Here is a 26,068-nt window from a genome sequence, read left to right on the forward strand (position 1 = left end):
TAAGTGAAAAAGTGTACTGTCATTGAAACCCTTGTTTTTGAACGGTTTGCAGAAACACAAAGTTTATGTCAGACAAACAAACTAAACTAATAGTGATCGGAGCGGGTGGCCATGCCGCTGAAATAGATGAATATATTCAGTATGCCAATCAAGCCCCAGCATCCACTGAATGGGAAGTTGTTGGTTTTCTGGATGACAACCCGGATAGTTACGCCAGGTATTCCTTTTCAGCCCCGTTCTTGGGTACCATTCGCAACCACAAGATACTAGATGAAGCGTCGTACATAATGGGCATCGCCAACCTGACCTACCGGCGCCCTATAATCGAGAAATTTGTTGCTGTTGGCGCCAGGTTTGCTACCGTGATTCACCCCGGTACTTATGTCTCAAAAAGTGCCTTAATCGGACAGGGAGTTGTGGTTGCACCAAATGTCAACATCGGGCCTAATGTAAAGATCGGAGACTTTACCCTGCTCAACGCACGTTGCAGCATTGGCCACGATTCTGAGCTGGGGCATTATAATTTTATTTGCCCTAATGTCTCATTGTCTGGCTTCACCAAAGTAGGAAATGAAAACCTTTTCGGTATCAATAGCGCAACCATTCCAGGCATAACAATAGGAGACAGAAACAAGATCGCTGCCGGGATGGTTGTTGATAAAGACGTAGACGACGATACAGTGGTATTTTTCCGTCAGAAGGAGCGTGTGATTGCGATTCCAAAAAACTCTTCTGGATAAATGAAGTCCCTCCTTGCATATTTTCTTAATCCGGTTTTCATTTCGATTATACTCCTGCTCCCTGGAGTTTTTTTTCGTTTTTATGGTCAGCAGAAGATCGCTTGGGTAAGTTTTTTCCTATCCGCATGCCTTTTTCTTGCAACTTCTACATCCTTCATCCCTAACTACTTGATCCGTCAACTTGAAAGTGCCTATCCCGTATGTGACCTAGGTCTGCTATCGCTATTGAAAGAGCCGATTCCTATTATCGTGCTGGGCGCAGGGTATGGGTACAACGAGGAGCTCCCCCCTTTGAACAGGCTGAACATCACCACTTTGGGCAGGCTGGCTGAAGCGGTGCGTATCTACAAAGCCCTGCCGGATGCCAAGGTAGCTGGTTCAGCAGGCCAGATCACACAACCTATCAGCCAGGCACAGGCCATCGCCGAAGGCGCCCTTGCCCTGGGTGTCCCGCCCTCCGATACCCTTCAGCTCAGAGGAGCCCTCAATACCTGGGAAGAAGCCGGAAAATTTGTAGCCCGTTTTGGTAAAGGCAGCAAGGTAGTTATAGCCACCGATGCCATCCACATGCCCCGTGCCATGATGCTTTTCGAGGCCAAAGGCCTGCAACCCATCGCAGCTCCCACCAATCACCACATCAAAACAGAAATTTCCCTTACGCTATTTGATTTTTTACCTTCCACTGCCAGCCTCAGAAAAACCGAACTTGTGATGCACGAGTACCTCGGCATATTATGGGCGAAGTGGGTTTTGTTGTAGACATTCAGTCACTCAGACTTTCGGACAGTCGGACAGTCGGAACCATCCGAACCGTCCTGCCATCTGAACCGTCCTGCCATCTGAACCATCCGAAAGTCCGAACCATCTATCCATCGATGCTTTAGCGAAGGCGGGTTTACCTCCAGAAGCTTTAGCGAAGGCGGGTTTCCTTGCCGTAGCCTCTGCCGAAGGACTAACCTTTCCAGCGTCTGACGGCCCCAACGCAAATGCCCCCTCGCCGTACCGACGCCTTCCTTCGGTCTTCGATCTCCAGCCTCCGGTCTCCGGTCTTCCTACTCCGGTCTTCCGACTCCCGTCTTCGGTCTCCGGTCTTCCAACTCCCAACTTCGGTCTCCGGTCTCCCGTCTTCGGTCTTCCGACTCCCGTCTCCCAACTTCGGACTCCGGTCTACCGTCTTCGGTCTCCCGACTCCCGTCTCCAACCTTCTCAATTCCTAGTCCCCCGAAGCAATCTTCCCCGGAGGCCGTTAATCACTCTGCTCTCTCTGTGGTCAACTTACTTTCGACCACCCCCGCATGTGTTACCACCAGCTACCGCTGTGTGCACCACGCCCTACTGCACTCCTTTCTTAAGTCCAACTGCGGCCGAGCCACAACTTCATGGCTTAGGAGGTGAGAGGCCAAAATGGAGTAAGATGATGAGATCGTTAACTTGGCACAGATGCCCGGCTTAGGGGTGTGGTTCGTAGGTACTGCAATTTTTTACAAACTTTCTTTGAACACAACAAGAAATTCTGCGATATCATGCCTGGGTATTCTGTTGACTTCCTTAGCAATAACGCCCCGGAGGAGAGGTAGCACGCTGATACCGGTTGTAAGGTGTGGACGTAATTAAATTCCAACGAATGCAATTAGGAAGACCACTTCATGCTTTTTCTTCTACTTTTTGGCTGATGTATCCTATTTTCTTTCTTCCTCCTTTCAAAACAATTACTAACTTTGAGTAATTTTTTGAAATAATCCATTTTCCAACCCGCATGTCGAATCCCTCTGAAAAAATCTGGTTATCCTCTCCTCATATGGGAACCAAAGAATTGGACTATATCAAGGAAGCTTTTGATTCTAACTGGATTGCACCCGTAGGCCCTTGTGTGAATGCGTTTGAGGGAGCATTGCAGCGGTTGGTGGGAGTGCCGGCAACGGCTATTAGTTCAGGCACGGCCGGTATCCATCTGGCATTGATTATCGCTGGCGTGGAACGTGGCGACGAGGTGATTTGTCAGTCTTTTACTTTTTGCGGTTCTTCTAACCCTATTCTCTATCAGGGTGCCACGCCTGTTTTTGTCGATAGTGAGTTGGATACCTGGAATATGGATCCAGCTCTTTTAGAGGAAGCAATAGTAGACAGGCTTAAGAAAGGGAGGAAACCCAGAGCCATCATTTATGTACACTTGTACGGCATGCCTGCCAAGGGGGATGAAATCAGGCACATTGCCGATAAATACGACATTTTCCTAATAGAAGATGCAGCCGAAGCGCTTGGCGCTACTTATAAGGGCCGACCAGCCGGTAGCTTAGGCGATATCAGTGTACTGTCCTTCAATGGCAACAAGATCATTACCACATCTGGCGGTGGAGCATTGCTGTCCCCTCAAAGGAAATGGGTTGAGAAGGCTACCTACCTTGCCACTCAGGCACGTCAACCAGCCACTCATTACGAGCATACAGAGGTAGGGTACAATTATCGGATGAGCAATATTTGTGCGAGTATTGGGCGAGGGCAGTTGGAGGTGTTAGAAGAAAGGGTACAACAACGAAGAGCCAACTATGACTTTTATAAGAAAGAACTATCAGTGCACTCGGATATTTCATTTCTTTCTGAGCTCCCGGGGCATTTTTCAAACCGGTGGTTGACTACGATATTGGTTAACCCTGAAAAAGCAGGTAAAGTCACCAGGGAAGACATTAGATTGGCGCTTGAAAAACAGAATATAGAATGCCGCCCGACCTGGAAGCCCATGCACATGCAGCCGGTGTATAACGAGGCGCCGAAATACCTGAATGGGGTTTCGGAGCGGGTATTCAAAGAAGGACTTTGTCTTCCTTCTGGCTCCAATCTTACCCTACAGCAAAAACAAAAAGTGATAGGTGCGATCCATGGCGTGTTGAAGCAAACGAGCAACGGCTAACTTAACTTGCCTATTGTGATACATCCCGACGCTCATGTCGGCACTGTCGTACTTGCGTTATCTTCGGTGTGCTGTTTGACCATCTGAGCGTGTCACGATCTGACTGTCCGAATATCAACTAAACCGGCTTGTCCGATAGAGATAAGTTAGACAAATTGGTCAACCGTATTTGGGGATGGTCAATAACAGCTATCTGACTCAAAACATATTACCATTAACTATTCTCTGATTCCTCCTATGAAAGGCCCCATCATCAAAGACATTATCATCACCCCCATTGCCACAGTCGACCCGCCGCTACTTAACGCCGCTGGGTTGCATGCTCCCTATGCGCTCAGAACTATTGTAGAGATTGTCACCAACGACAACATTATTGGTATCAGCGAGATTCCAGGCACGACCGACACCAACGAAGCGCTGGAAAAAGCAAGGGAGCTTATTGTTGGAAAAGACGCCTTTCAACTCAATCAGATAAGAGACGCCATAGAAAGCCACTTTGATGAGGAAACCACCTCAGAGCGTGGCGACGCTCCGTGGGATCAGCGCAAAATTGTACATGTGTTCAGTGCCATTGAGGTGGCTTGCCTTGATATTCAAGGCAAGGTGCTCGGCAGACCAGTTGTCGATCTTTTGGGGGGCAAAAGAAGAGACCGGGTGCCATTTGCGGCCTACCTTTTTTATAAATATGAAGGAGCTGGCGGTGAACTAGCGTTTGGTACTCACCCCAACGCTACAGGCTGGGATGCTGCCCGGCAGGCCGAGGCGATTACTCCTCAGGGCATCGTTGAACAGGCCATAGCCATGGTGAAAGAATTCGGAAATAAGTCGATCAAGCTAAAAGGAGGTGCCTTTCCGCCTGCTGAAGAGGTGGCGGCTATGTTGGCGCTGTACGATCACTTTGGCCCGGATGTGCCCCTGCGTCTTGATCCCAACGCCATTTGGAAGCTCGAAACGGCCATCGAATATGGTAAAAAGATGGAGGGTATTCTGGAGTACTTCGAAGACCCAGTTCGTGGACAGGAAGATATGGCCAAAGCCCGAAAGGTGTTGAAAATGCCGCTGGCCACCAATATGTGCACGACCAGCTTTGAGGACATTCCTGGCAGCGTTGCTATGGGGTCTGAAGACATCATCCTTAGCGACCACCATTTTTGGGGAGGGCTGCGCAGCTCGATGGAGCTGGCTAAACTCTGCCAGACATTCGGGCGCAAGTTGTCCATGCATTCCAATAGCCATTTGGGTATTTCCCTGGCGGCCATGGTACATCTGGGCGCTGCCCTACCGGAGGTTCCTTACGCATTGGATACCCACTACCCCTGGCAGTCGGAGGAGGTAATCGCAGGTGGGCGAATGAAGTTCGAAGGGGGTGCTGTGCAGGTGCCCACCGGCCCTGGGCTAGGTGTGGAAATAGACCAGGAGGCGCTGAAAAAGCTTCACCAAAACTATTTGAAATGCGGTCTCACCAAACGTGACGATCTGGTGGAAATGAGAAAGGTGATTCCTGACTGGGAATTTAAGAAGGTAAGGTGGTAGACACCATTTATTCCTTCATCACCTCTGCCGAAAAACTCTCCGCCCAGTTAACGAGCAGATCCCTTTGCTCTTTGGTCAACTGCGCATCTCCATGCATGATTGTGTACGACTCCAGTGGCATTTTACCTTCGCCTACCTCTTCGGCCAGGTCTTTTAGAATCCTCACTTTCTTGCTCTTTCTGAGGCTCGCCCATTCTGAGAAATTCACCTCTTCTCTACCATGGCTGATATGGTCGAAAACGAACCAGGAAACTGGCGTGATATAAGAGTACCACGGATATCGGGTCTCGTTAGAATGGCAGTCGTAACACGCAGTCCTGAAAAGTGAACTCACTTCCGACGAAATTTGCGAAGTAGCAAGCAGGTCATCTGGATTTTCGGCAGTCACCTCAGGTGGCGTACCTCTGAAAAACTGGAGTCCTACAAAGAGGACTCCAATGCCTAAGACTATTTTCTTAATCAATGTTTATTCCAATTTAGCGAGCGAAGCTTCCGCCCATTTGTGCAACTTCGCCGACTCTTCTTCAGTCAGTTTCATATTTGGATACTTCTCCACCATTTTGGCAGGAGGCATTTCTCCTTTGTCGAGCACTTCTAAAATTTCATCGAGCATCGCCATGGCATCAGCACCACTCAGGGTTTGTAGTTTTTCCCATTGTAGCTTCTCTTTGGCCTTATCGCTTTTTCCTGAAGGAGAATGGCAGCCCAAACATTTTGCTTCAATCACCGACATCGCTTCAAGAGTGAAGGCCAATGTTTTTCCAGCATCAGCCTCGGGCACCAGCAGGATTTTTGTAGGTTCTTTTTCCTGAGCCATTCCTGAAGCTGCAAACAGCAGGAGAACTCCGGCAAGTAGGGTAAATCTTTTCATATGACGTAGGTTTTTTACCCTAATATATTAAATATCGGTCTGTATGAACATCCGTACATCAAAAAATTGCAGATGCCCGACTTTCCACTTTGATTTGAACCTCCATTCTATCATTGCTACTTCGTTTTAGCCAGAAAAGCAAGATACTGATCCATGGGATGACGTTTTCAGCGTGACGACTACACCTTCCATTTAGCATCTTCTTCCTCACATTCTTTTACTCTCAGCCTGGTCATTTTGCTGATCAGGTCAAGAGGCAACTCCTGACCGTGTGGAAATTGAACGGAGCCTTCAGCAGTCTTGTAAGGCTTCAGCTCGTTGGCGAAAGCGGCGACCACGGAGGGTGTTGGATAGAACCCAATATGTCTTTTGAATGCAGCCCAGGTGACTAGAATCCTCTTGGTGGTATACGCTGGCATGCGCCATTTGATGCCTTGCTCGGCAGCAGGAGCTACGGCCACTATGCAATCGTGTAGTTGGAACAGTCGTTCCCGAAGCGCTTCCGGGGCGTTTGAAATGTACTCGTCGATGTTTTGTGCTTTAGGTGGTGCCATCGGGTGTCGGTTTTGTCAACGACAAGCGAAAGATAATAAATTGGACTTCAATGGGTTTGTTTTTGGAAACAGAATGTAAATCGGGTCAGTTAGGCATTACTCTGAATTTAATATTGATTTCTATTTTTTTATTGAGAGATTTAAGAGCATTATTTTATTTCTAACCATTTCAATACAGCTAATGTTATGTCAACTATTCATGTTACGTTGGTGATAGACACTGACGCTCTGCCGTCAGACCCATCTCAATCACCAGCGGCTGCCTGCCTGCTTTATGACTCATGCCTTGATGCCGACACCGGGTCGAGTACCGATTTTACCGTGCATGCAAATCCAGGCGACACCGTCATATTTCATATTTCTTCGAAAAACAACACTTCAGCAGTAGCGATCAGCTCATTTGCCTACCTGGGGGGCGCTGTTGGTGTATTCAAGTCGCTTCCTTCAAGTCCAAATTGGGCAGGTACAGTTGGAGATAAGCCAGGAAAATCAGAAAGTTACACCATCGGCTTTAAGGCGAATGGAAATACCTATACCCTGGATCCCGATATTAAGGTGAATACCTGAAAAATGTGGAAACAGTTTGCAATTTGGAGGGCCTGCTTATGTGCTGCGGGTCTCCACCTCTTTTTTTGTGCCGACACTTCTGCCCAGGATCAACACGAAGCTGATAGTCTTATTCAGGTGTTGGAAACTACCGATGTGCCCGACTCAGCCAAATTTGAAATTTTGCGACGCATTGCCTTCCAGTCAACCAGGCCAGGCGAGATGCTTAAGTACGCAGAGCAGCTGATTGAGCTTGCCACAAAGCATTCCAGCTACGTTTGGTTGCATAGAGGGCATTTACAAAAGGGCAATGCGCTGAAGTTTCAGGGCGACTTTGATCTGGCAATTGCTGAGTATTTCAAAAGTGTCGAAATGGCCCAGAAGGGTAATTATAAGACCGGAGTAGGGGGGGCTTTTTTGTCCATTGCGGGTGTTTATGGTGATATGGGCGACCATGTAAAAGGAATCAAATACAAAAGGAAAGCTGTTGGCATACTTAGAGATTCCGGCGACTCGCTTACCCTGGCGGCTGCCTTGCTCAATACCGGCTATGAATACTACCGGATAGCCAACTACGACAGTGCGCTGTTCTTCTTCGACGAGTCTGGTCAGATTTATGAACGAAAGAGTTTTCTGGTAGGGAAGGCTTACAATCTGGGAAATTCCGGGCTCGTTTATGCCAGGACAGGTGCTGGTGAAAAGGCTGAGCAGTACCTGTCTGAAGCCATTCAAATACTCATAGGACTGAGTGATTCATATGCCATTACGGAGTTTCAAACTGAGATGGCGGACATCTATTTGCAAAAGAAGGACTTCAAAAGTGCGGAGAAATTGTTGCATGAAGCACTGCGGTACGCTGAAGCGGATGGCCTTCAGGAAAGAGTTCGTGATGCCAGCCTCAGGCTCTCCGGGCTCTATCGTGAGACGAGTGACCACGAAAAGGCCTACACTTATTTGCATCAATACATCACCTACCGGGATAGCATAAAAAACGAAGATGTGATTCAGGAAATGGCCGATCTTCGGACCGAGTTCGAGGTAGGGCAGAAGCAAATTGAAGTGGATCTATTGCAAGCTCAGGCCCGAAACCAGCGGATCCTTCTGATAGCGGTCGGTACTGTGCTGGTGCTGGTTGTGATTCTGGTGTATGTGCTATTCAGGCTGTACAAGCTTCGGAACCGGGCCATAAAAATATCCAGAGAAAGAAGGAAAATTATTGCCTCTCAGCGGGACCGCCTTGAAGAGCTGAACAATACGAAAGACAAATTCTTCTCGATTATTTCACACGACATCCGAGGGCCTGTCGGTAATTTCCATGGCTTTGTGCGACTCATTGAGCTTAGTCTCGAAAGTGGTGACACCAGTGACCTTGTTGAGATCAGCCAAATGCTTGATAAGTCCGCCATCGAGTTATCTGCGCTGCTCGATAATCTGCTGCACTGGGCCATGAGCCAGCAGGGGAAATTCCCCAACAAGCCGGAAGAGCTTGATCTTACCCGACTATGTCAGGAGAATTTGAGCATGATCGAAAACATGGCTGCCTCCAAGCAAATCACCCTCACCAGCGACTTACCGGGCACCGTCAATGTCTTTGCCGACAAAAACAGCGTGTCCACCATCATCCGAAACCTGCTCAACAATGCACTGAAGTTTACGAAAAAAGGAGGCACGGTGGGGCTATCACTGGGCTTAGAAGGAAAGGAGAGCGTTATTGCTGTTTCGGACTCCGGTATAGGTATCCCCGCTGAGAAAATGGAGACGCTTTTTGGCTTTGACGCAGGCCGCAGCCATTGGGGAACCGGCGGCGAAAAAGGAGTGGGCCTTGGCCTCAACCTTGTCAAAGAGTTTGTGGACATGAACAAAGGCCGCATTGAAGTGGAAAGCGAGGAGGGAGTGGGCACCACGTTTAGGGTGTATTTGCCGGTGGTTAATTCAGTGAAATAGGATGTGCCGAAATACCCCTTCCATCCCACAATCATTCTCAAGTGGTCTTTTTATTTCGGCGTCTCGCCGCTTTGAATTTGGCTCATCTTTTAGCTTTCCTGGTGCTGCTGGCCACTACAGTTTGGGTGATATGCCTCAACACTCGTGCGACACTTAAATTCTGTTATGGGGAAAGCCAGTACACCAGTGAAACGGGTAGCCCCATGTCTGGGAAAGCACGATGCACAACAGTAAAGCGCCTCCCAGGCTTGGGAAAGGGGGAAACTGCTATACAGGACAAAATCCCAGAGGTGGGGTTTGCTAAACAGACCTGAAATAACAGGTCCCAAGGGTGGGAAAACGTCCGCTGCATTGCATGGGCCGATTACTCGTTAGGAAATAAGATGCAACAGAGGTGTTGGAGAAAATTTAAGGAAGGGAAAGCAAAGATACAGTCCAAAAGTGTTTGATTGATCCCCCAATCCCGCAAGGGTCTTCCCCGGCCGGGCAGGCTTGTGAATTCTTAATTTCGGTGCCTCCCCGCTATTGTAATTTTCAAAATGTAACCTTTTCAGAAGCGAGACGCTTTATGAGAAGTAGTCCAAGCAAGACGCTTGAACTATTGGAGTCATTTAGGTTTCATAAAGCTCACCCACCTCCCTATATTTACCCCAATGACTCCCCAACCCGAATCCCTCAAATCCTTCATCATCTACCGCTCTTCTGCCGGGTCGGGCAAAACGTATACGCTGGCCCGGGAGTATATCCTGCTGGCATTGCAGTTTCCCAGCTACCCCCATCCCGCAAGGGTCTCCCTTGTGGGTTTCTCATTTCGGCGTCTCGCCGCTACAATTAATCGTCAATAGGAACCACCTGATAGTTCAATCTTCTGCTTTAACTAAATACATATTTGTTATTTTAGCTGATAGCATGAGCCGCAATTACAAAATAGCTGAAAGTGGCTATCCATATTTTGTAACCTACACGGTTATTGAATGGATAGACCTATTCATTAGGAATGTATACCGAGAGGTATTTCTAGATAGCGTCAGGTATTGCCAACAAGAGAAAGGTCTGGTAGTTTATGCGTGGGTTATTATGCCAAGTCATATTCACATGATTTTGGGATCGAACGGCAAAATGCCGCTTGAGGGAATCATTCGGGACAACAAAAGCTTTGTCTCTAGAGAAATTAGGAAGCTGTTAGAGAGCAGTGAAGAATCCTTTGAAAGCAGGAAATCATGGATGTATCATATGATGCAGTCTGCTGGAATTAGAAACCCTAACAACAATGACTTTCAGCTTTGGATGCAGCATAACCAGCCAATTGAACTGAATACCAACTATCTAATGGATCAGAAGCTGAATTACATTCACAATAATCCAGTTGAAGCTGGGTTCGTATCCAATCCCGAAGATTGGTTGTACGGCAGTGCAATAGACTACGCCGGAGGGAAAGGCTTTTTAGATATTGAGTTTCTGGAATGATTGGCGGTGGGAAGCGGGACGCTTCAAACAAGATTGTCCAAGTGGACACTTGAACGAGGCTTCGTCAAAACATTTACACTATTTCAAGGGTCTCCCTTGGAATTTCTTCTCATCAGCGTCTCGCTGCTTCACTAATTGCCAATGAAGGGATCTGGTTCCAGCTAGGCCAAGAAACACTCCGAACAATCAACTCCCTTGCCACCATCCCACTATCAGCCTATATTTACCCTCGTGACCCAACAACCCGAATTCCCCAAATCCTTCATCATCTACCGCTCCTCCGCCGGGTCGGGCAAGACTTATACATTGGCCCGGGAGTATATCCTGCTGGCTTTGCAGTTTCCCGGCTACTTCCGGCATATCCTGGCCGTCACCTTCACCAACAAGGCCACCGCCGAAATGAAGGCCCGTATCATTCAAAACCTCGACATGCTGCGCAAAGGGGAGGGCAAAGGACTCCGGACAGAGATCAGAGACACGCTGGGCATCGCCGACCAGCAGCTGAGCAAAAAAGCCGACGACAGCCTCACCGCCATCCTGCACGACTACAGCCATTTCAATGTCAGCACTATCGACAAGTTCTTCCAACGGGTGCTGCGAGCCTTTGCCCGGGAGGTAGGCATCCAGGGCGGTGTTACCCTGGAGCTGGATCAGGAAAAGGTGCTGGACGAAATCATCGACCGCATGCTGCTGGAGGTAGGGGATAATCCCCAGCTCACCCGCTGGCTCACGCAGTTTGCCGAGGACAAACTACAGCAGGGCAAGTCGTGGGACATCCGCAAAGACATCCGTAGCCTGGGTCGGGAGCTTTTTAAGGAACGCTTCAAAGTAGTCGCTCCTATGCTGGCTGAAGTCGCCAAAGACGACAACCGGGTGCAGCTATTTATGAAAGGCATGCAGGAGCTGCAAGCCGTTTTTGAAAATACGGTGAAGGGTTTTATTGCCAAATTTGACAAGGTGCTGGAGCAACATCAACTGACCGTTGCCGACTTTAGCAGAGGTGGCAGCGGCCCAGCGGGCCTGTTTGCCAAGTTTGCCAAAAACGAATACGAAATTTCCGATACCCGTCGGGGCGCTACCGACAACCTCGATGCGTGGATCACTAAAACCAGCAAGATCAGACCTCAGCTAGAACAGGCGCTGGAAGGAGGCATCCTGCTGGCCTACAACGGCATGATCGACTACCACGATCGCAACATTTTAGCTTATAACAGCGCCATCCAGGTCATGCGCTACCTGTACACGCTGGGCATCATTTCCGACCTCAGCCGCAACCTCGGCGACTATCGGGATGAAGAAGAGGTGATGCTGATTTCCGATGCGCCCGACTTTCTTAACCGCATCATTGGCGACAACGAAACGCCCTATATCTACGAAAAGGCAGGTACTTTTTACCGGCACTACCTTATCGACGAGTTTCAGGACACCTCCGGCTTTCAATGGCGCAACTTTCGACCTTTGGTAGAAAACAGCCTGGCGCAAGGCTACAAAAACCTGGTGGTGGGCGACGTGAAGCAGTCTATTTACCGCTGGCGGGGTGGCGACTCCCAACTGCTGCTCGACCAGGTAGCCAACGACATCGGTGAGGTGTATACCCAGGCCGAGCAGCTCCAAAACAACTGGCGCAGCTATGCCAACATCATCAACTTCAACAATAAGCTATTTGAACTAGCCCCGAACTTCCTGGCCGATCTGCTATTGGAGGGGGCCTCTTCCATTCCTGAACCAGCCATGCAGGCGAGGGTAGAGAAAGAGCTGGAACGGTTCCGCCTGTCGTACCACGAGGCGGCTCAGGGCCAGGGCAACGAAAACAAAATAGGCGGCCTGATAAAGCTTCAGTGGTTTGAAAGCGACAGTCCGGATGATGACGAGGAGGCGTCAGAAGAAGCGGGGAGCTGGGATGAAAAAGCGATTCAGGAGGCGATAACCACCATTGAAGACCTTCAGCCTAAATATGCGCTGCGGGACATTTGCATACTGGTAAGAAGGGCCGAAGAGGGACGGAAGATGGCCAAAGCTTTGCTGGAGAAAAAAGAAACTGCCACCGGCAAAAAGCGCTACGACGTCATTTCACCGGAGTCACTTTACCTTGGGGCGTCGCCGGTTGTGCGGTTGCTATTGTCTGCCTTCAGCCATTTGTACAATCCCAAAAACAACCTGGCCCTGGCGCAGCTGGTGTACGAATACCATCATTTTCTTACCCAAAAAGCTGTGCCCGGATTGTCGGAGCTATTCATTTGGGCGGGCAATAAAGAAAAGCAGGCAGAGTTTGAGCAATTGCTGCCAGCGGATTTTATTGAAGAACTACCTGCCTTGCTGAAGGTGCCGTTGCTAGAGCTGACCGAGCGCTTGATCGGGTTGTTTGGCTTGACAGAGTACCCAAGAGAATTCCCTTACCTCCAGGGCTTTCAGGACGCCCTGCTGGAGTACAGCAAAAACAACCGGGGCGATGTGGGCTCCTTCCTGCAGTGGTGGACTGATACCGGCTCCCGTCGCAGCGTGCAGGTGCCGGAAGAGCAGGATGCCATCCGCATCATGACCATCCACAAAGCCAAAGGCCTGGAGTTTAAGGCCGTCCTGGTGCCCTTCTGCAGCTGGGACTTTGACCACAAGCTGGAAGAGGTGCTGTGGTGTGAGGCCCCGGCCGTTCCGCCCTTCGACAGACTGCCCTATTATCCGGCGCGTTATTCCAGCAAGCTGACGGCCACGTATTTTGCGGAGGCTTACTACGAGGAAAAGAAGCAGATTTACCTCGACAACCTCAACCTCCTCTACGTGGCACTCACCCGGCCAGAGGAAGCGCTTTACATTTATGCGCCTTTGCCCAAGTTCAATAAGTCGGGTGGCTTCAGCATCAATAAAGTATCGGACTTACTTTATAAGCTCTTTCTGGATGAGAGCACCGAGGACTTCGCTATCACACCTGCGTCGGAAATAGATGCAGCCAGCTACTCAGTGCAAATAGGCGGACTACCCTTGTACGACGACGAGCAGATAGGGGACAAGCAGCCCACGGTTGGCCTTAAAAATTACCTTTCGACCAACTGGCGCAACAGGCTCAGCATTCGCTTGCAAGGCGGCACACTTGATGAAGGTGTCAGAGAGAAAAGCCTCATCTCCACCCAAAGAGGCACGGTGTATCACAGACTGCTGTCGCACATAAAACACCAGGATGATATCCAGAAAGTCCTTACTGACATGCTGCCATTGGAGCCAATGGACAAGCAGGAGCAGGAGGGTATTAAAGAGCGGCTTGAAAATTTATTCAACCTGCCAGAAATGAAAGGCTGGTATGGTGGAGAATGGGAGGTGCGAACCGAAAGTCCAGTGCTTCCCATGAGTGGTGACATCCGACGTTTCGACAGAGTACTACTGAAAGACAATGAAGCCGTGCTGATAGAATTTAAAACAGGTATGCCTTCGAATAACCATGTCAGACAGGCGACTGAATACGTGAGTTTGCTCTCCGGCATGGGCTATGCTAAGGTGACTGGCTTCCTGGTGTATATCGACGAGCTAAAAATTAACCAGATAGCATGAGTGAGCAGCGAACATTTCTGGAGGAGATTGCCGATGCGCTCATTGCCGAGGGGGGCGAAGACCTGGGCAAGGTAAAACTCATTTTCCCCAACCGCCGGGCGGGGCTTTTCTTGCGCAGGGCGTTGGCAAGGAAGATCAACAACCCTGTGTGGGCACCGGAGATTTACAGTCTCGAGGACTTCCTGTTTCAATACACCGACTTGCAAATTGCCGACAAGCTGACGCTGGTGTACGAAATGTACAGCTCCTACCAAAAGGTCAACCCCGAAGCAGAGTCACTGGAGAAGTTTTTTTTCTGGGGCGAAGTGCTGGTTGGTGATTTTGAAGACATTGACCAATACCTCGTGGAGCCTGATCATCTCTTTCAAAGTATCCAGACCCAGAAGGAGCTCGATGATGCTTTTGCTTACCTGGGCGACGAAGAGCGGCTGGTGATTCAGTCATTCTGGAAGAGTTTCATGCCTCAGGCCAAAGGTGATCAACTGCATTTTCTAAAGACCTGGAAGCTGTTGGTGCCTATTTATCAGGATTACCACAAGCGACTACAGGATAAAAAGCTGGCGTACAAAGGGATGGTATACCGCAGCATTGCCGAGGACTGCAAGGGCGATACCTTCGACCCAAAACAGGGCGACTCGCAGTTTTGGTTCGCCGGGTTCAACGCATTGACTTCCGCCGAGGAGGAGGTGCTGAAGTACTTTGTGCGGGAAACCAATGCCCGCATCTTTTGGGATATGGACGACTACTATGTGCGGTCAGAGCAGCAAGAGTCAGGGCAGTTTTTCAGACAATACAAAGAGGATAAGCTGTTGGGCAAAACCTTTCCAGAGGAGATTCCGGCTAATTTCGAAAAACCGAAGGAGATTGATGCGATTGGCGTATCACTGGAAATAGGGCAGGCCAAATACGTGGGAGAGCGATTAGAGGAGCTGGCGAATGACCCTGCCTGGGTGCCGGAAGAAACCGTGGTGGTAATGCCGATGGAACACTTTCTGTTTCCTGTGCTCAACTCGTTGCCAGAAGAGGTAAAGCAGGTGAACATCACCATGGGCTATCCGCTGAAGGACACACCACTTTTTGGGTTGCTGGATGCGGTGCTCGACCTACGCAAGAACACGAGGACAAAGAGAGACGGCGACACAGTCTTCGAAGCCTATTCCTACAGGGATGTCCTGGCGATTTTGAGACATCCATACGTTTTCTCCACGGTTACGAAAGAAGCAAGCAGCCTCATTTATACGATAGAAAAAGACAATATCATCTCACTGGATAAGGCCGATTTTGCTGATGCCGGAAGTTTTATCAGGACGTTGTTCTATTCGGAAGCGTCGCCGCTTGACCATTTGCTTGCACTGCTGAATCTCTTATACGAATCGCTTCAGGAGATTCAGCCGGAGCAAGCTGACCTGGAACAGACTAATCTGGAGCAAGCTGACCTGGAACAGACTGATCTGGAACAGACTCATCTGGAACAAGCTAACTTGGAACAAGAATATATCATCAAATTCCATGAACAGTTGATGCGGTTGAAAATGCTACTTGTGGGCAACGACACACCCGAGGTTACCCTTTTCCAAAAGCTGTTCCGAAAGGTGGCGCAGTCAGTGCGTATTCCCTTCAGCGGCGAACCACTCAAAGGACTGCAGGTGATGGGCGTGCTCGAAACCAGGAACCTCGACTTCAGGCAGGTCTTCGTGCTGGGTATGAACGAAGGCTACTGGCCAGCGGAGGCTGCTACGCAGTCTTTTGTGCCCTACAACCTCAGGAAAGGCTTTGGTCTACCCACCTTCGACCAGCAGGATGCCTTCTACAGCTACCTGTTTTACCGGCTGCTGCAAAGGGCTGAGAAAGTAACTTTCCTGCACAACACCAGCAATGAAACCAACCTGAAAGGAGAGCAAAGCCGCCTGCTGTACCAGCTTAAGTATGAGACTGTACACGGCGAGCACATCACATACAAATCGCTGAGCAGCGACGTGGCCATCAGCGTGCCCCAACCGATCCTGATTCAAAAGACCGAAGAGGTGTTGGCGAGGCTTGGTGAATTCTTGGTAACGGATGATGAATCTTCAACTCACCAACGGCTGTCGCCATCTGCCCTTAACACCTACCTTGACTGCCGTTTGCGTTTTTACTTCCGCCACGTGGCCAGGCTCTACGAGCCCGAAGAAGTGCAGGCGGAGATAGACCCGGCCGTTTTCGGCAACATCCTTCACCATGCCCTGGAGTTTCTGTATGCCGATTTCATAGAAAAGAAAGGCTCCACGCAAATTGATAAGGCCGATTTTGATAGCATAAGAAAAGGCGTTCCGGGAGCATTGCAAAAGGCCTTTGAAATGCACTACAGCCTGGGCACTGGCAAACAGTTCAAAGCCGAAGGAAGAAACCTCATTGCACAGTCGATTGCCCAAAAGCTAACGCTGGAAATCCTGAAGAATGACGAAAACTATGCGCCGTTCGAAATTCTGGGGCTTGAGCTGGATGAGCTTCCGCTTGATTTTCAGCTAACGGGCGGGCGCAAGGTAAAGCTAAAAGGGATCATCGACAGGGTCGACAGCAAAGAAGGCCTGGTGCGGGTAATGGATTACAAAAGTGGCGCAGACAATAAGGTTTTTTATGGTATCGAGACCCTTTTTGATCGTGAGCACCCTAAACGAAACAAGGCTGCCATGCAAACTTTCTACTACGGCATGCTCTATCTCGACAAAAACGCCGTTGCCAAAGACACCAAAGTATTGGCTGGCCTGTATAACAGCCGGGAGCTTTTCAACGATAATTTCCAGGTAGAGCTTGAGCTAAAGGCGGATGGGGCGAGAGGCAAGGGCACCCTGGTGCAGGACATCAGGTCTTTTATGCCCGAATTTGTGGGTGGATTGAAAACGTTGCTTGAAGAAATATTTGATCAGGCCACACCTTTCGGTCAAACTGAAGATTTGAAGAAATGTAAGAACTGTCCCTACAATTCGATTTGCCACCGAGACTAGGTAAGTCAAAATAAAAACCCCTCTCCAGAGGAGAAGGGTTTTATACAACTAATACTAATCAACCTAACCTTTATCTTTAGATGCCACTGGCAATCACATTGAGTGTCAATTGAACGCCGGCCTGTATCTTAACATTGTTGAGTAAGTTCGCATTAGTTTCGCTTTCAGCATCAATTATTCCATTAAGCTCCATTTCTCCGGCCTCATTCTCTATATATGAAACAAAGTGGAGCTCATATTCTCCCTCTTCGAGAAAATAGAAGCTAAAAGATTTTGTCAATGCGCCAAGTATCTCGGTCGAGGCAACTGCCTTTTTGAACTGAAGAGCTGCATTCTCATCAGTTTCCTGGCTTTCGTTGAAGCTACCTTTTTCATATGCATAAACTATGACCTTTTCGTCAGCCGCAACCTGGCCATCATAGTTTCCTTTTACGCTACCGGCATTGTCCTCGTCTGAAAATCTCAAGTAGCCATCAATGTCTGACTTGTTGACGAAACTGAAGTCGGATGCACTACCGGAGTCAGATTCTCTGATGAATTTTCTCAGGTCAAAGTCAAGCACAATGGTCGATTTGGCGTCAGCCATTACACGAGCCGCTCCGTTGAAGGTATATTCGCTTTTTTCGCCTGCGGTGCTTGCCAATTTGTGTTTGGTGCCGTCAGCCATCTCCACGTACGATCCGGGAGCATTTCCGTTTTCGTCCATTTCGGAGTCGAGCTCCAGCGTGATGTTTTGATATGACTTTGCGGTAAATTTGTCTGTTGCAAGCACTTCAGTCTTTCCATTTTGGAGCGCCATTATGTCGATGGTCTTTGGGCCTTCAAACCCATCTACCACCTGTCCACCTACTTTCACATTTGTTACGGTTACAAATACGGCTTCAATGCCATCATTGTCTGCCGGAGAATCGGTTACTCGAATCTCCATGCTGCCTTCACCCAGGTCTCCATCTCCCTCCTTACTACAGCTTGTAAATGCTAAAACACTTAATGAAAGAAGGCCGGTGGCCCACATTGACATAACTGAATTTTTTCTTTTCCACATAGCTTTTAATTTTTGGTTTACCCCCTTACCAACGAGCTCAAGCCGTTGTTGTTGTTGAAAAGTATTAAAAAATATAAAAATAGTTATATTTTTAGTGAAGTTCAAACTTGACACTTGCTATTATAAATAACTAAAAATCAGATTGTTATATCTTTTTATCAAGAAAAGGTACTAAATCATAAATTTTTTCGCAAAAAGGGATCAAACGGAAAAGTTGGGGAGTGATTGTACTAAGGAATGCCCAATCCGAATAACGTCATCTATATTGCCTCGGTGGCCGTGTCACCTGCCGCATGGAATGACCGGCCACTCAAGATTGGGCTTGCAAGTCTAATTGTATTGCTGTTAATAAGCCCCATTAAGTGTGAGGGCAAGATCGCTCGCAATTCCGGTCGGTCGGGGGACACGACCGGGGAAGCCTTTCTGATAGCCCAGGGCTAATCTAGCTGCCTTCGAATTTAACTATACCAAGTTGCTCCCAGATTTATTGCTTGATCCAAAAAAAAGTCATGACAGATCCAACGTCAGTCATGGAAAATAAAAAAAGTCCTCCCCAATGGGGAAGACTTTTTATGACAACTAATACTAATCAACCTAACCTTAACTTTTATACTCCATAGCTGGGACGTTCACATGAGTGAACAAATGGAATTCATATATGCTGTTTAACAGTTAGTCTCTTTTTGATTGCCTGCCTATTTCCAATTTCAGTGACAACCTACATGGCTCTAACGCAGTTGAGCTATTTATGTTATACGAAAAGTATAAAAAAAAATTAAATTATTCATATTTAAGAATAAATATTTTCTTTTGTCGGACAAGCGGAGGCTTAGCTGTTACAAAAGGATAAAAAACTATTTGAAGGTTTACTGGCGGCTGAGGCCAAAAGCCGTGATAAGCCAGCCAGCAATAAAGAATAGGCCACCAAAGGGAGTAATAATGCCCGAATACGCAAGGCTGGGGGCCAGGCACAGTGTATAAAGAGAGCCGCTAAAGAACAGGATTCCGGCCAGAAAAGAATTGGCAGACCACCTGAAGTACTTGTTATTGAAGCGCAACTGGAGCAAGCCAACCACCAGCAAGGCGAATGTATGGTAGAAATGATATCGTACGGCAGTTTCAAAGGTATCGAACCGGCCAATTTCCAATAAATGTGGTTTGAGGGAGTGTGCGCCGAAGGCTCCGATGCCCACAGCAAGTGCGCCGAAGACCGAAGCTACGATAAGGGTTCTTTTGGCATCCTTGTTCACTGAATCTGACATGATTGATCTTCTGCTGGGTGGTGTTGTGACAAACTACGATTTAGGCTGAATAATTCCTTTGACCAAAAATGGCACTTCCCACACGCACCATGGTGCTGCCTTCTTCAATGGCAAGCTGGTAATCACCACTCATGCCCATGGATAGTTCAGTCATTATTACTCTGGCGTGGTTAGCTTTCGATTTCAATTCTTCGAAAAGCGCCTTCAAATGGCGAAACTCCTTTTTAACCTGTTCCTCACTTTCCGTGTTGGTCGCCATGCCCATCAGGCCTACAATGCGGATGTTAGGTAGGCTGTCTAACACCTCCTGGCTTACCAGTAGCTTCACTTCTTCATCTGACAGCCCAAACTTGGTTTCTTCCTCTGCAATATGCACCTGAAGCAGGCAGTCGATCACCCGATTGGCTTTTTTCGCTTCCTTGTCGATGGTTCTTAGTAGTTTTTCGCTGTCCACACTATGAATCAGGTGAACAAAAGAGGCTATGTATTTAACCTTATTGGTTTGCAGATGACCGATCAAATGCCAGTGAATGTCTTTTGGCATCTCTTCATGCTTTTCTACCATCTCCTGCACCTTATTTTCACCAAACTCCCTTTGACCGGCCTCGTATGCCTTCATCAACAGACTCACCGGTTTTGTTTTGCTAACAGCAACGAGCTTTGCTTTACTTTGATCGATGGTGCTTAAAAAAGTTTGAAGATTTCTGCCAATATCAATATCCATTTTCTAGCGATTTTCGTAATCCAAAATTAATCAAGGGAGTTACTGATTCCATGTTTTGTTGTGTAACTTTCTAATTAAATTCAATTGCTGCCGGTTTATGGAGATAATAGGAAAGCTATTAAAGAAGGGAATTAGACTGAGGGAGAGTTTGGAGCAGGACTACTCGTTTCCGGCCGACCTTCAGAAGATGGAGCTGAGGAAGTTATTGATACAAGCCCGAGGCACGGAATTTGGCCAGGCTTACCATTTCAATGAGCTTTTGACCAGTTTCAAACACAAACACAGCGACCATTTTTATGACGAATTCAAACGGAGTATACCCGTTCATAATTATAGTAGCATGTATGCCAACTGGTGGCACAAGCTGATGCAGGGGAAGCCGGATGTGTGCTGGCCGGGAAAGGTAAAATACTTTGCACTTAGCTCGGGCACTTCTGAGTCGGCGTCGAAGCACATTCCTGTCACCAAAGACATGATCAAGTCCATCCAGAGAACCAGCATCAGGCAAATTCTCACGCTGTCCAAGTACAATGTATCTGACGAGGTGTTTTCTGCCGGCATATTGATGCTTGGTGGCAGCACGCAGCTTCAGCGAAATGGGTCTTATTTTGAGGGTGACTTAAGCGGCATCACTGCCGGGCAGATTCCTTTCTGGTTTCAGCATTTTTATAAGCCAGGTAAGCGAATTGCCAAAACAAGAGATTGGAACGAAAAAATTGAGGAGATTACTTTAAAGGCAAAGGATTGGGATATTGGCATCATTTCAGGAGTGCCGGCGTGGCTTCAAATCCTTATGGAAAGGATTATTGACCATTACAAAGTCAAAACCATCCACGATATCTGGCCGAACCTGACCATTTTTGTTCATGGTGGCGTTTCGATGGATCCCTATCGGAAAAGCTTCGAAAAATTACTGGCGAAGCCCCTCATTTACATGGAAACATATCTGGCTTCAGAGGGTTTCTTTGGCTTCCAGTACATCCCTTTCTCAAAGTCAATGCGACTGGTACTGAACAACGGCATCTTCTATGAATTTATCCCTTTCAACGAAACCAACTTCACAGCCGATGGGGAGATGGTGGACAACCCGCATACCTACAAAATTGACGAGGTAGAGGAAGGCAAGGAGTATGCACTGCTTATTTCTACCAATTCGGGTTCCTGGCGATACCTGATTGGCGACACCATCAAGTTTGTGTCTAAAGACGACTGTGAGATCATGATCACCGGCCGTACCAAGCATTTCCTCAGCCTCTGCGGCGAGCATTTGTCGATGGACAATATGAACAAAGCTGTGGAGTTGGTGTCGGATGAGCTGAATATAAGGGTGAAGGAGTTTACTGTCACCGGCGAAAAGTACGGGTCGCTTTTTGCTCATCGTTGGTACATCGGTATTGAAGACGAAACCGACCCAAAGCTGTTCAAAGAAAGACTGGATGCCAGGTTGAAGGAGATCAACGACGACTACAAAGTGGAGCGCACTGCTGCACTGAAAGAGATTTTTGTGGAGCTGATTCCATCGCAACTCTTCTACAAATGGATGAAAGCTCAGGGTAAAGAGGGCGGTCAAAACAAATTTCCACGTGTATTGAAAAAGGAAAAGCTGGAAAGCTGGAAGGCTTTTTTGGTGGAGGAGAATGTGGAATTAAAGGGTGGTTGAAAAGGAGTTACGTGATAGCCGCCTCTTTGGCCAGGGTTTTCTCAGTGCGGCACCTGATTCAGAATAACATTAAAAGGATTGGGCCCGAATTCTACAAAATGTAAACCTCGGGCCCGAAGGAATTGGGATGATTATTCCGCTAAGGTAATCATGGGAACTCTTACCTCAGCTTTGCTCTTCAGTATCCTTCCGCTCATCATCCCACCTTGTGTCACACCAATTCTTCCATCGGTTCTTGTACTTTTCTCTCTCTTCTTCTGACATATTTTTCCAGCGGTGTTTCCAATAGTCACTTCTATTGTGACTTTGTTTGTGCCCCTTGCCACCATGAAACCCGCCAAAGAGGATTTTTGAAAGGATGGTAATGGCAATCGCTTGCCAGAATGTAATGGTACTTATTCCGAATAGGGCTGGAAGGGTATAATTCCACAGCGTCATGACTACGAAGCCAAAGACGAACACGAAAAGAGGTGCAAGCAGAACAAATAAGCCTATCTTCTTCGCCCAATGTTTACCACGGTTGAACTTATTTTCAGTATACATAACTATGTTATTTTAATTCATTAATTCATTGTAAAGCGGCAGCAGCTTTTTTCTAAGATGCTGCACTGCGTATCGTTTCCTTGATATCAAAGTTTTGATATTCTCTCCCGTTAAGTCCGACATTTCCTGGAAGGTCATGTCTTCGATTTCGTTCCAGATAAAGACTTGCTGTTGATTGACCGGGAGCTCCTCAAGTGCTGCGAACAACTCCTTCCTGAATATTTCTTTCAGGTTTTCAAGCTCAGGCACATCTTCCTCGGATGGCAAAAGATCTCTCAACATGTAATCACCGTCGCCGTCATCTTCGAAGGTCTGATCGTCCAGAAGATCGACCTTTTTCTTTCGGTAGTTGTCGGTAATCTTGTTTCTGGCTACCCGGAATAGCCACGCATTTACCTGCTCTATCGACTCCACATCAACCAGGTTGCTGAATTGATACCACACCTCCTGTGTGATGTCTTCAGCCTCCTCCAGTGTTCGCACCCTCGATCTGATAAAGCCAAACAGACGTTTCCCGTATTGCTTTAATGCTTCAGCAATGTTTTGAGATCTTCTTTCGGTCATCGTGAGTGAAACAGGTTCGTTCATCAAATAAGTAGACGAACGCAGATTTGATTTTACTTTAAAGGTTCTAAAAAAACTTGAGAAATCTATTGTGCTCATGCAACCTACCCCAACTGGTGAACATCTTCCATTCAATAAAAACTCAAAAACGGACTATGAAAAAGACTACGATTTCAGCAGTGGTTGTGCTGGTTCTTTCAGCACAATGTGCCTTTTCTCAGGGCTTTGGCATTCCCTCAAAGAAAGGCGGTATCGGATTTGGTAACCTCCCAAGCTTCACCGGTATCCGGTTCAATTTTAAAGACAGCAACCTTGAGAAGGTCAACGGGATCAATATTACTGCCTGGGCACCCAAGGACGACGAACTTCACACTGGTGATGTGAATGGAATCTCTGTTGGCGTCCCTTTGGCATTGGGCTCCGAAAACAGGAGCGGGATAAGCCTGGGGATATTTGGTGTTGGGGCCAGGAGAAATGTGTCGGGCATCAACATCGCCGGCATTGGCGTTGGGGCTGGTAACAACTTGTCTGGAATAAATATCGGAGGTGTGGGAGTAGGTGCTGGTGGTGACGTAACCGGTTTTAATCTTGGTCTGGTTGGCGTTGGCGCCGGTGGTGACATCAAGGGCATCAATATTGGAGGCGTTGGCATGGGAGCTTCTGGCAACGCTGTAGGCTTAAATATTGGCGGTATTGGTCTGGGCGCTGGTGAGAGCCTGAAGGGTATCAACCTTGCCCTGGTAGGCCTGGGTGCTTCCGAGAATGCCATTGGCCTTAATGTAGCCGGAATAGGCATGGGGGCCGGTCAGAAAATGACAGGTATCAATTTGGCCGCTGTTGGGATCGGGGCCGGAGAGTCACTTACCGGTATTAACTTTGCAGGAATAGGCATGGGCTCGAAGAAAATCAGGGGTATCAATGTGGCACTGGCCATTGGTGGTCAGCAGGTGTCGGGCATTACGGTTGCTCCCATTTTCCTGAAGGTAGAAAGTGGATCGGATAGTTCATTGAATGGAATTTCCATCAGTGCCGTTAATGCTGTACAGGGTACTCAAAATGGCTTGAGTATAGGTATCGTTAACACCACCCATCGCCTTCGTGGTATGCAAATAGGGATCATCAATATTGTGAAAGACAACCCGAAGGGACTAAGGGTGCTGCCAATTATCAATGCCCATTTTGGAGGAGGAAGAAAGGATAGAATTGACCAGGATCAATAACCTTGACTTAGTTACTCAAGACTTTAGTCTCGCAGTATATTGCTCATAAAGCTGCTTTTGAGCAGCAGCCAAAGCAATAAGAACGCAATGGCCCATTTCAGGTACACGGTGTAAAAATCGGTCGTGTCCTTGAATTGGGTCGTTTTTATTTCTGCTTTTTCAAACTCATTAATTTCCTGGAATACTCTTTCCAATGCATCATTATCGATCGCTCTGTAGAACTTGCCTTCTCCAATTCGGGCAATTTCCCTTAGCGTAGTTTCGTCGAGTGTATTCTCCACAAAGCGGGTTCTTCCAAAGAAGTCGGTACCGAAAGGCACACGGCCTTCCTTTCCAATGGCAATCGTGTAAATTTTAATGTCATAGGCCCGGGCCAGCTCGGCGGCAGTGATGGGATCAATATTGCCGGCAGTATTATCACCATCGCTCAACAGGATAAGCACCTTCGATTTGGAATCGGACTCACGCATGCGATTGGTGCCCACTGCCAAAGCACTGCCAATGGCAGTTCCCCGGCTTTCAATTAAGTCGAACGTTACAGTGTTAATATTAGCATTGAGTAAGTCGTAGTCGGTTGTCAGCGGCGACATAGAAAATGCATCACCGGAAAATACCACCAAACCGATTCTGTCCTGAAACCGGCCGGTGATAAAATCCCGTGCCACTTGTTTGGCTGCCTCCAGCCTGTTAGGCTCGAAGTCCTGAATTTGCATGGACTCTGAGATGTCAATCACCAGCATAATGTCGATGCCTTCCGTCCACTGCTCCACTTTTTCGTTCGTCTTCTGCGGCCTTGCCAAAGCGATGATGAGTAGCAGGAACGTAAAGAATAGTACCAAACCGGGCAGGAACCTCAGTACGCTAAGCGGATCCGATTTTAGGTCGGTTTTGGTAAGGGCAATATCTAACTTTTGTTGTCTCTTAAATGTTAATAGCCATTTCAAGAGGAAGAGTATGGGCACGGCAGGTAGCAGATAAAGCACAAGAGGAAAAGCCCAATCAAAATTCTCAAATGTTGAAGGTGCAAACCATTTCAGAAAGAACCACGGAGTTTCTTCTGCCATCTTTATAGCTGCCTCATCCATGTTTCACCTCCTCTACCTTCTTGTTGTATTTGTCCTGGCAAATGTCTTCTAATACCTCGAATTGCTTGAACAATTCTTTGTCGTTTATTCGGCCGTAAATGCTTCTGTCTATACTTTTCAATGCCGTCTGAAGTTTTGGATTCTCTTCGCCTTTCAGTATCTCTTTCGTGGTCAGTTTGGTGTAGGGAATCTTTTCAAGAGATTCCAAATACGTCTTCCACAGTATAAGGGTTATTTCGGCATCCCTGATATCGCTTTTGCTGCGAATCGCTCTCAACTGTTCAGTATAGCTGTTGGAAAACTTCTCGTATTTCTTCCGCATCCGGTACAGGGCGATCTTTTTCCTCACAGTTTTTCCAAAAACAAGGAAAAGAGTGACAACAATGATGAGAAAAAGAACCCCACCAATAACGAGGTATGGATAGTTGAAAGCGAAATCCAGCGGGCTGTAGGCTACTGTTTCTTTTAATTTGGCATCCTGAGGAATTTCGTCGAGCAGGCCATCAATAAACAGTGAATCAATATTCGACATCACCTTCAGACTGTCTTTTTCTCTCAGCCGAAACACAGGGAGCTGAAGGCTTTGGTAGGGCTCAAGCTCAAAAGTGGAAAGCTCATAAATGACGCTATCTACTACGGAGCCATCTCTTAGTCGGGAAGGAAAAAACGTTTGTTTGTTGAATTCGAACGGCGCAAAACGATGAGTAGAGTCGGGAAATAGCACTTTAATGCTGCCAGGGTACTCGGCCACGAGCACATAGCTGGCAGGGCTACCCAGCTTCACGCTGTCCTCCAGAAAGTATCCTTTAACATTCACCGATTGGCTATGCAGTGCCCCCCAGCTAAGCAGCCATGCAGCCATGAAACAAACCGTTGTT

At 47.8% G+C, this 26,068-nt stretch carries 21 protein-coding genes; 11 read left to right on the forward strand and 10 right to left on the reverse strand.

Going from position 1 to position 26,068, the window contains the following annotated elements:
- The first annotated feature begins 65 nt into the window (after nt 1-65).
- The 4 genes from RIF36_RS24500 (at nt 66) to RIF36_RS24515 (ending at nt 5,181) form a co-directional block, all read left to right on the forward strand.
- Complete coding sequence (locus RIF36_RS24500; protein ID WP_350125383.1) at nt 66-740, forward strand: acetyltransferase; 675 nt, start codon at nt 66-68, stop codon at nt 738-740.
- Between the two features lie 168 nt (nt 741-908).
- Complete coding sequence (locus tag RIF36_RS24505) at nt 909-1,499, forward strand: YdcF family protein (protein WP_350125386.1); 591 nt, start codon at nt 909-911, stop codon at nt 1,497-1,499.
- Between the two features lie 1,039 nt (nt 1,500-2,538).
- The gene (locus RIF36_RS24510; protein WP_350072313.1) at nt 2,539-3,648 is read left to right on the forward strand and encodes a DegT/DnrJ/EryC1/StrS family aminotransferase; all 1,110 of its coding nucleotides are present in this window, start codon (nt 2,539-2,541) and stop codon (nt 3,646-3,648) included.
- A 237-nt stretch (nt 3,649-3,885) separates the two neighbouring features.
- Nucleotides 3,886-5,181 (forward strand): enolase C-terminal domain-like protein, encoded by a 1,296-nt coding sequence (locus tag RIF36_RS24515; protein WP_350125389.1) that lies wholly within the window; start codon nt 3,886-3,888, stop codon nt 5,179-5,181.
- Between the two features lie 7 nt (nt 5,182-5,188).
- Here the strand turns inward: RIF36_RS24515 and RIF36_RS24520 are convergent, their stop codons facing one another.
- The 3 genes from RIF36_RS24520 to RIF36_RS24530 form a co-directional block, all read right to left on the reverse strand.
- On the reverse strand, nt 5,189-5,644 hold the full coding sequence (locus RIF36_RS24520) for a heme-binding domain-containing protein (RefSeq protein WP_350123815.1): 456 nt from the start codon (nt 5,642-5,644) through the stop codon (nt 5,189-5,191).
- Between the two features lie 3 nt (nt 5,645-5,647).
- Entirely contained in the window at nt 5,648-6,052 is a 405-nt protein-coding gene (locus tag RIF36_RS24525; RefSeq protein ID WP_151998739.1) for a heme-binding domain-containing protein, read from the reverse strand.
- A 179-nt stretch (nt 6,053-6,231) separates the two neighbouring features.
- The gene (locus tag RIF36_RS24530; protein ID WP_350125392.1) at nt 6,232-6,606 is read right to left on the reverse strand and encodes an iron chaperone; all 375 of its coding nucleotides are present in this window, start codon (nt 6,604-6,606) and stop codon (nt 6,232-6,234) included.
- A gap of 186 nt (nt 6,607-6,792) precedes the next feature.
- On the opposite strand from RIF36_RS24530, the gene RIF36_RS24535 reads away from it, so the two are divergent.
- From RIF36_RS24535 to RIF36_RS24555, 5 genes are all read left to right on the forward strand, one after another.
- Nucleotides 6,793-7,173, forward strand: a complete 381-nt coding sequence (locus tag RIF36_RS24535; RefSeq protein WP_323306979.1) for a DUF8788 domain-containing protein — start codon at nt 6,793-6,795, stop codon at nt 7,171-7,173.
- Nucleotides 7,174-7,176: 3 nt separating this feature from the next.
- Entirely contained in the window at nt 7,177-9,096 is a 1,920-nt protein-coding gene (locus RIF36_RS24540; protein ID WP_350072317.1) for a sensor histidine kinase, read from the forward strand.
- A gap of 909 nt (nt 9,097-10,005) precedes the next feature.
- Nucleotides 10,006-10,563, forward strand: coding sequence for an REP-associated tyrosine transposase (locus RIF36_RS24545; protein ID WP_350072318.1), 558 nt, complete (start codon nt 10,006-10,008; stop codon nt 10,561-10,563).
- A 231-nt stretch (nt 10,564-10,794) separates the two neighbouring features.
- A complete protein-coding gene (locus RIF36_RS24550; protein WP_350125395.1) occupies nt 10,795-14,103 on the forward strand; it encodes a UvrD-helicase domain-containing protein in 3,309 nt (1,102 codons plus the stop codon).
- Nucleotides 14,100-17,087: a PD-(D/E)XK nuclease family protein gene (locus tag RIF36_RS24555; RefSeq protein WP_350125398.1), complete on the forward strand. Its 2,988-nt coding sequence runs from the start codon at nt 14,100-14,102 to the stop codon at nt 17,085-17,087. Before RIF36_RS24550 ends, RIF36_RS24555 begins: the two co-directional genes overlap by 4 nt.
- A 76-nt stretch (nt 17,088-17,163) precedes the next feature.
- On the opposite strand, the gene RIF36_RS24560 is transcribed toward RIF36_RS24555, so the two are convergent.
- From RIF36_RS24560 to RIF36_RS24570, 3 genes are all read right to left on the reverse strand, one after another.
- On the reverse strand, nt 17,164-18,132 hold the full coding sequence (locus tag RIF36_RS24560) for a DUF4382 domain-containing protein (protein ID WP_350125401.1): 969 nt from the start codon (nt 18,130-18,132) through the stop codon (nt 17,164-17,166).
- An 866-nt stretch (nt 18,133-18,998) separates the two neighbouring features.
- Entirely contained in the window at nt 18,999-19,394 is a 396-nt protein-coding gene (locus RIF36_RS24565; protein ID WP_350125404.1) for a DUF423 domain-containing protein, read from the reverse strand.
- Nucleotides 19,395-19,434: 40 nt separating this feature from the next.
- Nucleotides 19,435-20,118 (reverse strand): YggS family pyridoxal phosphate-dependent enzyme, encoded by a 684-nt coding sequence (locus RIF36_RS24570; RefSeq protein ID WP_350125407.1) that lies wholly within the window; start codon nt 20,116-20,118, stop codon nt 19,435-19,437.
- A gap of 97 nt (nt 20,119-20,215) precedes the next feature.
- Here RIF36_RS24570 and RIF36_RS24575 point away from each other — a divergent pair, with 97 nt between their 5' ends.
- The gene (locus RIF36_RS24575; RefSeq protein WP_350125410.1) at nt 20,216-21,778 is read left to right on the forward strand and encodes a GH3 family acyl-acid amido synthetase; all 1,563 of its coding nucleotides are present in this window, start codon (nt 20,216-20,218) and stop codon (nt 21,776-21,778) included.
- Nucleotides 21,779-21,943: 165 nt separating this feature from the next.
- Here RIF36_RS24575 and RIF36_RS24580 read toward each other — a convergent pair whose 3' ends face one another.
- Together RIF36_RS24580 and RIF36_RS24585 are read right to left on the reverse strand one after the other, a co-directional pair.
- Nucleotides 21,944-22,321, reverse strand: a complete 378-nt coding sequence (locus RIF36_RS24580; RefSeq protein ID WP_350089571.1) for an HMG-box domain-containing protein — start codon at nt 22,319-22,321, stop codon at nt 21,944-21,946.
- A 12-nt stretch (nt 22,322-22,333) separates the two neighbouring features.
- A complete protein-coding gene (locus RIF36_RS24585) occupies nt 22,334-22,885 on the reverse strand; it encodes an RNA polymerase sigma factor (protein ID WP_151998726.1) in 552 nt (183 codons plus the stop codon).
- Nucleotides 22,886-23,040: 155 nt separating this feature from the next.
- On the opposite strand from RIF36_RS24585, the gene RIF36_RS24590 reads away from it, so the two are divergent.
- Nucleotides 23,041-24,105 carry an LA_2272 family surface repeat-containing protein gene (locus RIF36_RS24590; RefSeq protein ID WP_350125413.1) on the forward strand — a complete coding sequence of 355 codons (1,065 nt, stop codon included), beginning with the start codon at nt 23,041-23,043 and terminating at the stop codon, nt 24,103-24,105.
- Nucleotides 24,106-24,128: 23 nt separating this feature from the next.
- Here the strand turns inward: RIF36_RS24590 and RIF36_RS24595 are convergent, their stop codons facing one another.
- A complete protein-coding gene (locus tag RIF36_RS24595; RefSeq protein WP_350125416.1) occupies nt 24,129-25,190 on the reverse strand; it encodes a vWA domain-containing protein in 1,062 nt (353 codons plus the stop codon).
- Nucleotides 25,183-26,052, reverse strand: coding sequence for a hypothetical protein (locus RIF36_RS24600; protein ID WP_350125419.1), 870 nt, complete (start codon nt 26,050-26,052; stop codon nt 25,183-25,185). The genes RIF36_RS24595 and RIF36_RS24600 overlap by 8 nt, the downstream gene beginning before the upstream one ends.
- Nucleotides 26,053-26,068 lie beyond the last annotated feature (16 nt).

This window comes from Imperialibacter sp. (assembly GCF_040222815.1).
In the GTDB taxonomy this organism is placed as follows: Bacteria; Bacteroidota; Bacteroidia; order Cytophagales; family Cyclobacteriaceae; genus Imperialibacter.

Excerpts from the sequence above, each read along its gene's own strand:
- RIF36_RS24500 (WP_350125383.1), top strand. The coding sequence starts at position 66 with ATGTCAGACAAACAAACTAAACTAATAGTGATCGGAGCGGGTGGCCAT.
- RIF36_RS24510 (WP_350072313.1), top strand. The coding sequence starts at position 2,539 with ATGGGAACCAAAGAATTGGACTATATCAAGGAAGCTTTTGATTCTAAC.
- RIF36_RS24515 (WP_350125389.1), top strand. The coding sequence starts at position 3,886 with ATGAAAGGCCCCATCATCAAAGACATTATCATCACCCCCATTGCCACA.
- RIF36_RS24525 (WP_151998739.1), bottom strand. The coding sequence starts at position 6,052 with ATGAAAAGATTTACCCTACTTGCCGGAGTTCTCCTGCTGTTTGCAGCT.
- RIF36_RS24530 (WP_350125392.1), bottom strand. The coding sequence starts at position 6,606 with ATGGCACCACCTAAAGCACAAAACATCGACGAGTACATTTCAAACGCC.
- RIF36_RS24535 (WP_323306979.1), top strand. The coding sequence starts at position 6,793 with ATGTCAACTATTCATGTTACGTTGGTGATAGACACTGACGCTCTGCCG.
- RIF36_RS24540 (WP_350072317.1), top strand. The coding sequence starts at position 7,177 with ATGTGGAAACAGTTTGCAATTTGGAGGGCCTGCTTATGTGCTGCGGGT.
- RIF36_RS24545 (WP_350072318.1), top strand. The coding sequence starts at position 10,006 with ATGAGCCGCAATTACAAAATAGCTGAAAGTGGCTATCCATATTTTGTA.
- RIF36_RS24555 (WP_350125398.1), top strand. The coding sequence starts at position 14,100 with ATGAGTGAGCAGCGAACATTTCTGGAGGAGATTGCCGATGCGCTCATT.
- RIF36_RS24560 (WP_350125401.1), bottom strand. The coding sequence starts at position 18,132 with ATGTGGAAAAGAAAAAATTCAGTTATGTCAATGTGGGCCACCGGCCTT.
- RIF36_RS24565 (WP_350125404.1), bottom strand. The coding sequence starts at position 19,394 with ATGTCAGATTCAGTGAACAAGGATGCCAAAAGAACCCTTATCGTAGCT.
- RIF36_RS24570 (WP_350125407.1), bottom strand. The coding sequence starts at position 20,118 with ATGGATATTGATATTGGCAGAAATCTTCAAACTTTTTTAAGCACCATC.
- RIF36_RS24575 (WP_350125410.1), top strand. The coding sequence starts at position 20,216 with ATGGAGATAATAGGAAAGCTATTAAAGAAGGGAATTAGACTGAGGGAG.
- RIF36_RS24580 (WP_350089571.1), bottom strand. The coding sequence starts at position 22,321 with ATGTATACTGAAAATAAGTTCAACCGTGGTAAACATTGGGCGAAGAAG.
- RIF36_RS24585 (WP_151998726.1), bottom strand. The coding sequence starts at position 22,885 with ATGACCGAAAGAAGATCTCAAAACATTGCTGAAGCATTAAAGCAATAC.
- RIF36_RS24590 (WP_350125413.1), top strand. The coding sequence starts at position 23,041 with ATGAAAAAGACTACGATTTCAGCAGTGGTTGTGCTGGTTCTTTCAGCA.
- RIF36_RS24595 (WP_350125416.1), bottom strand. The coding sequence starts at position 25,190 with ATGGATGAGGCAGCTATAAAGATGGCAGAAGAAACTCCGTGGTTCTTT.
- RIF36_RS24600 (WP_350125419.1), bottom strand. The coding sequence starts at position 26,052 with ATGGCTGCATGGCTGCTTAGCTGGGGGGCACTGCATAGCCAATCGGTG.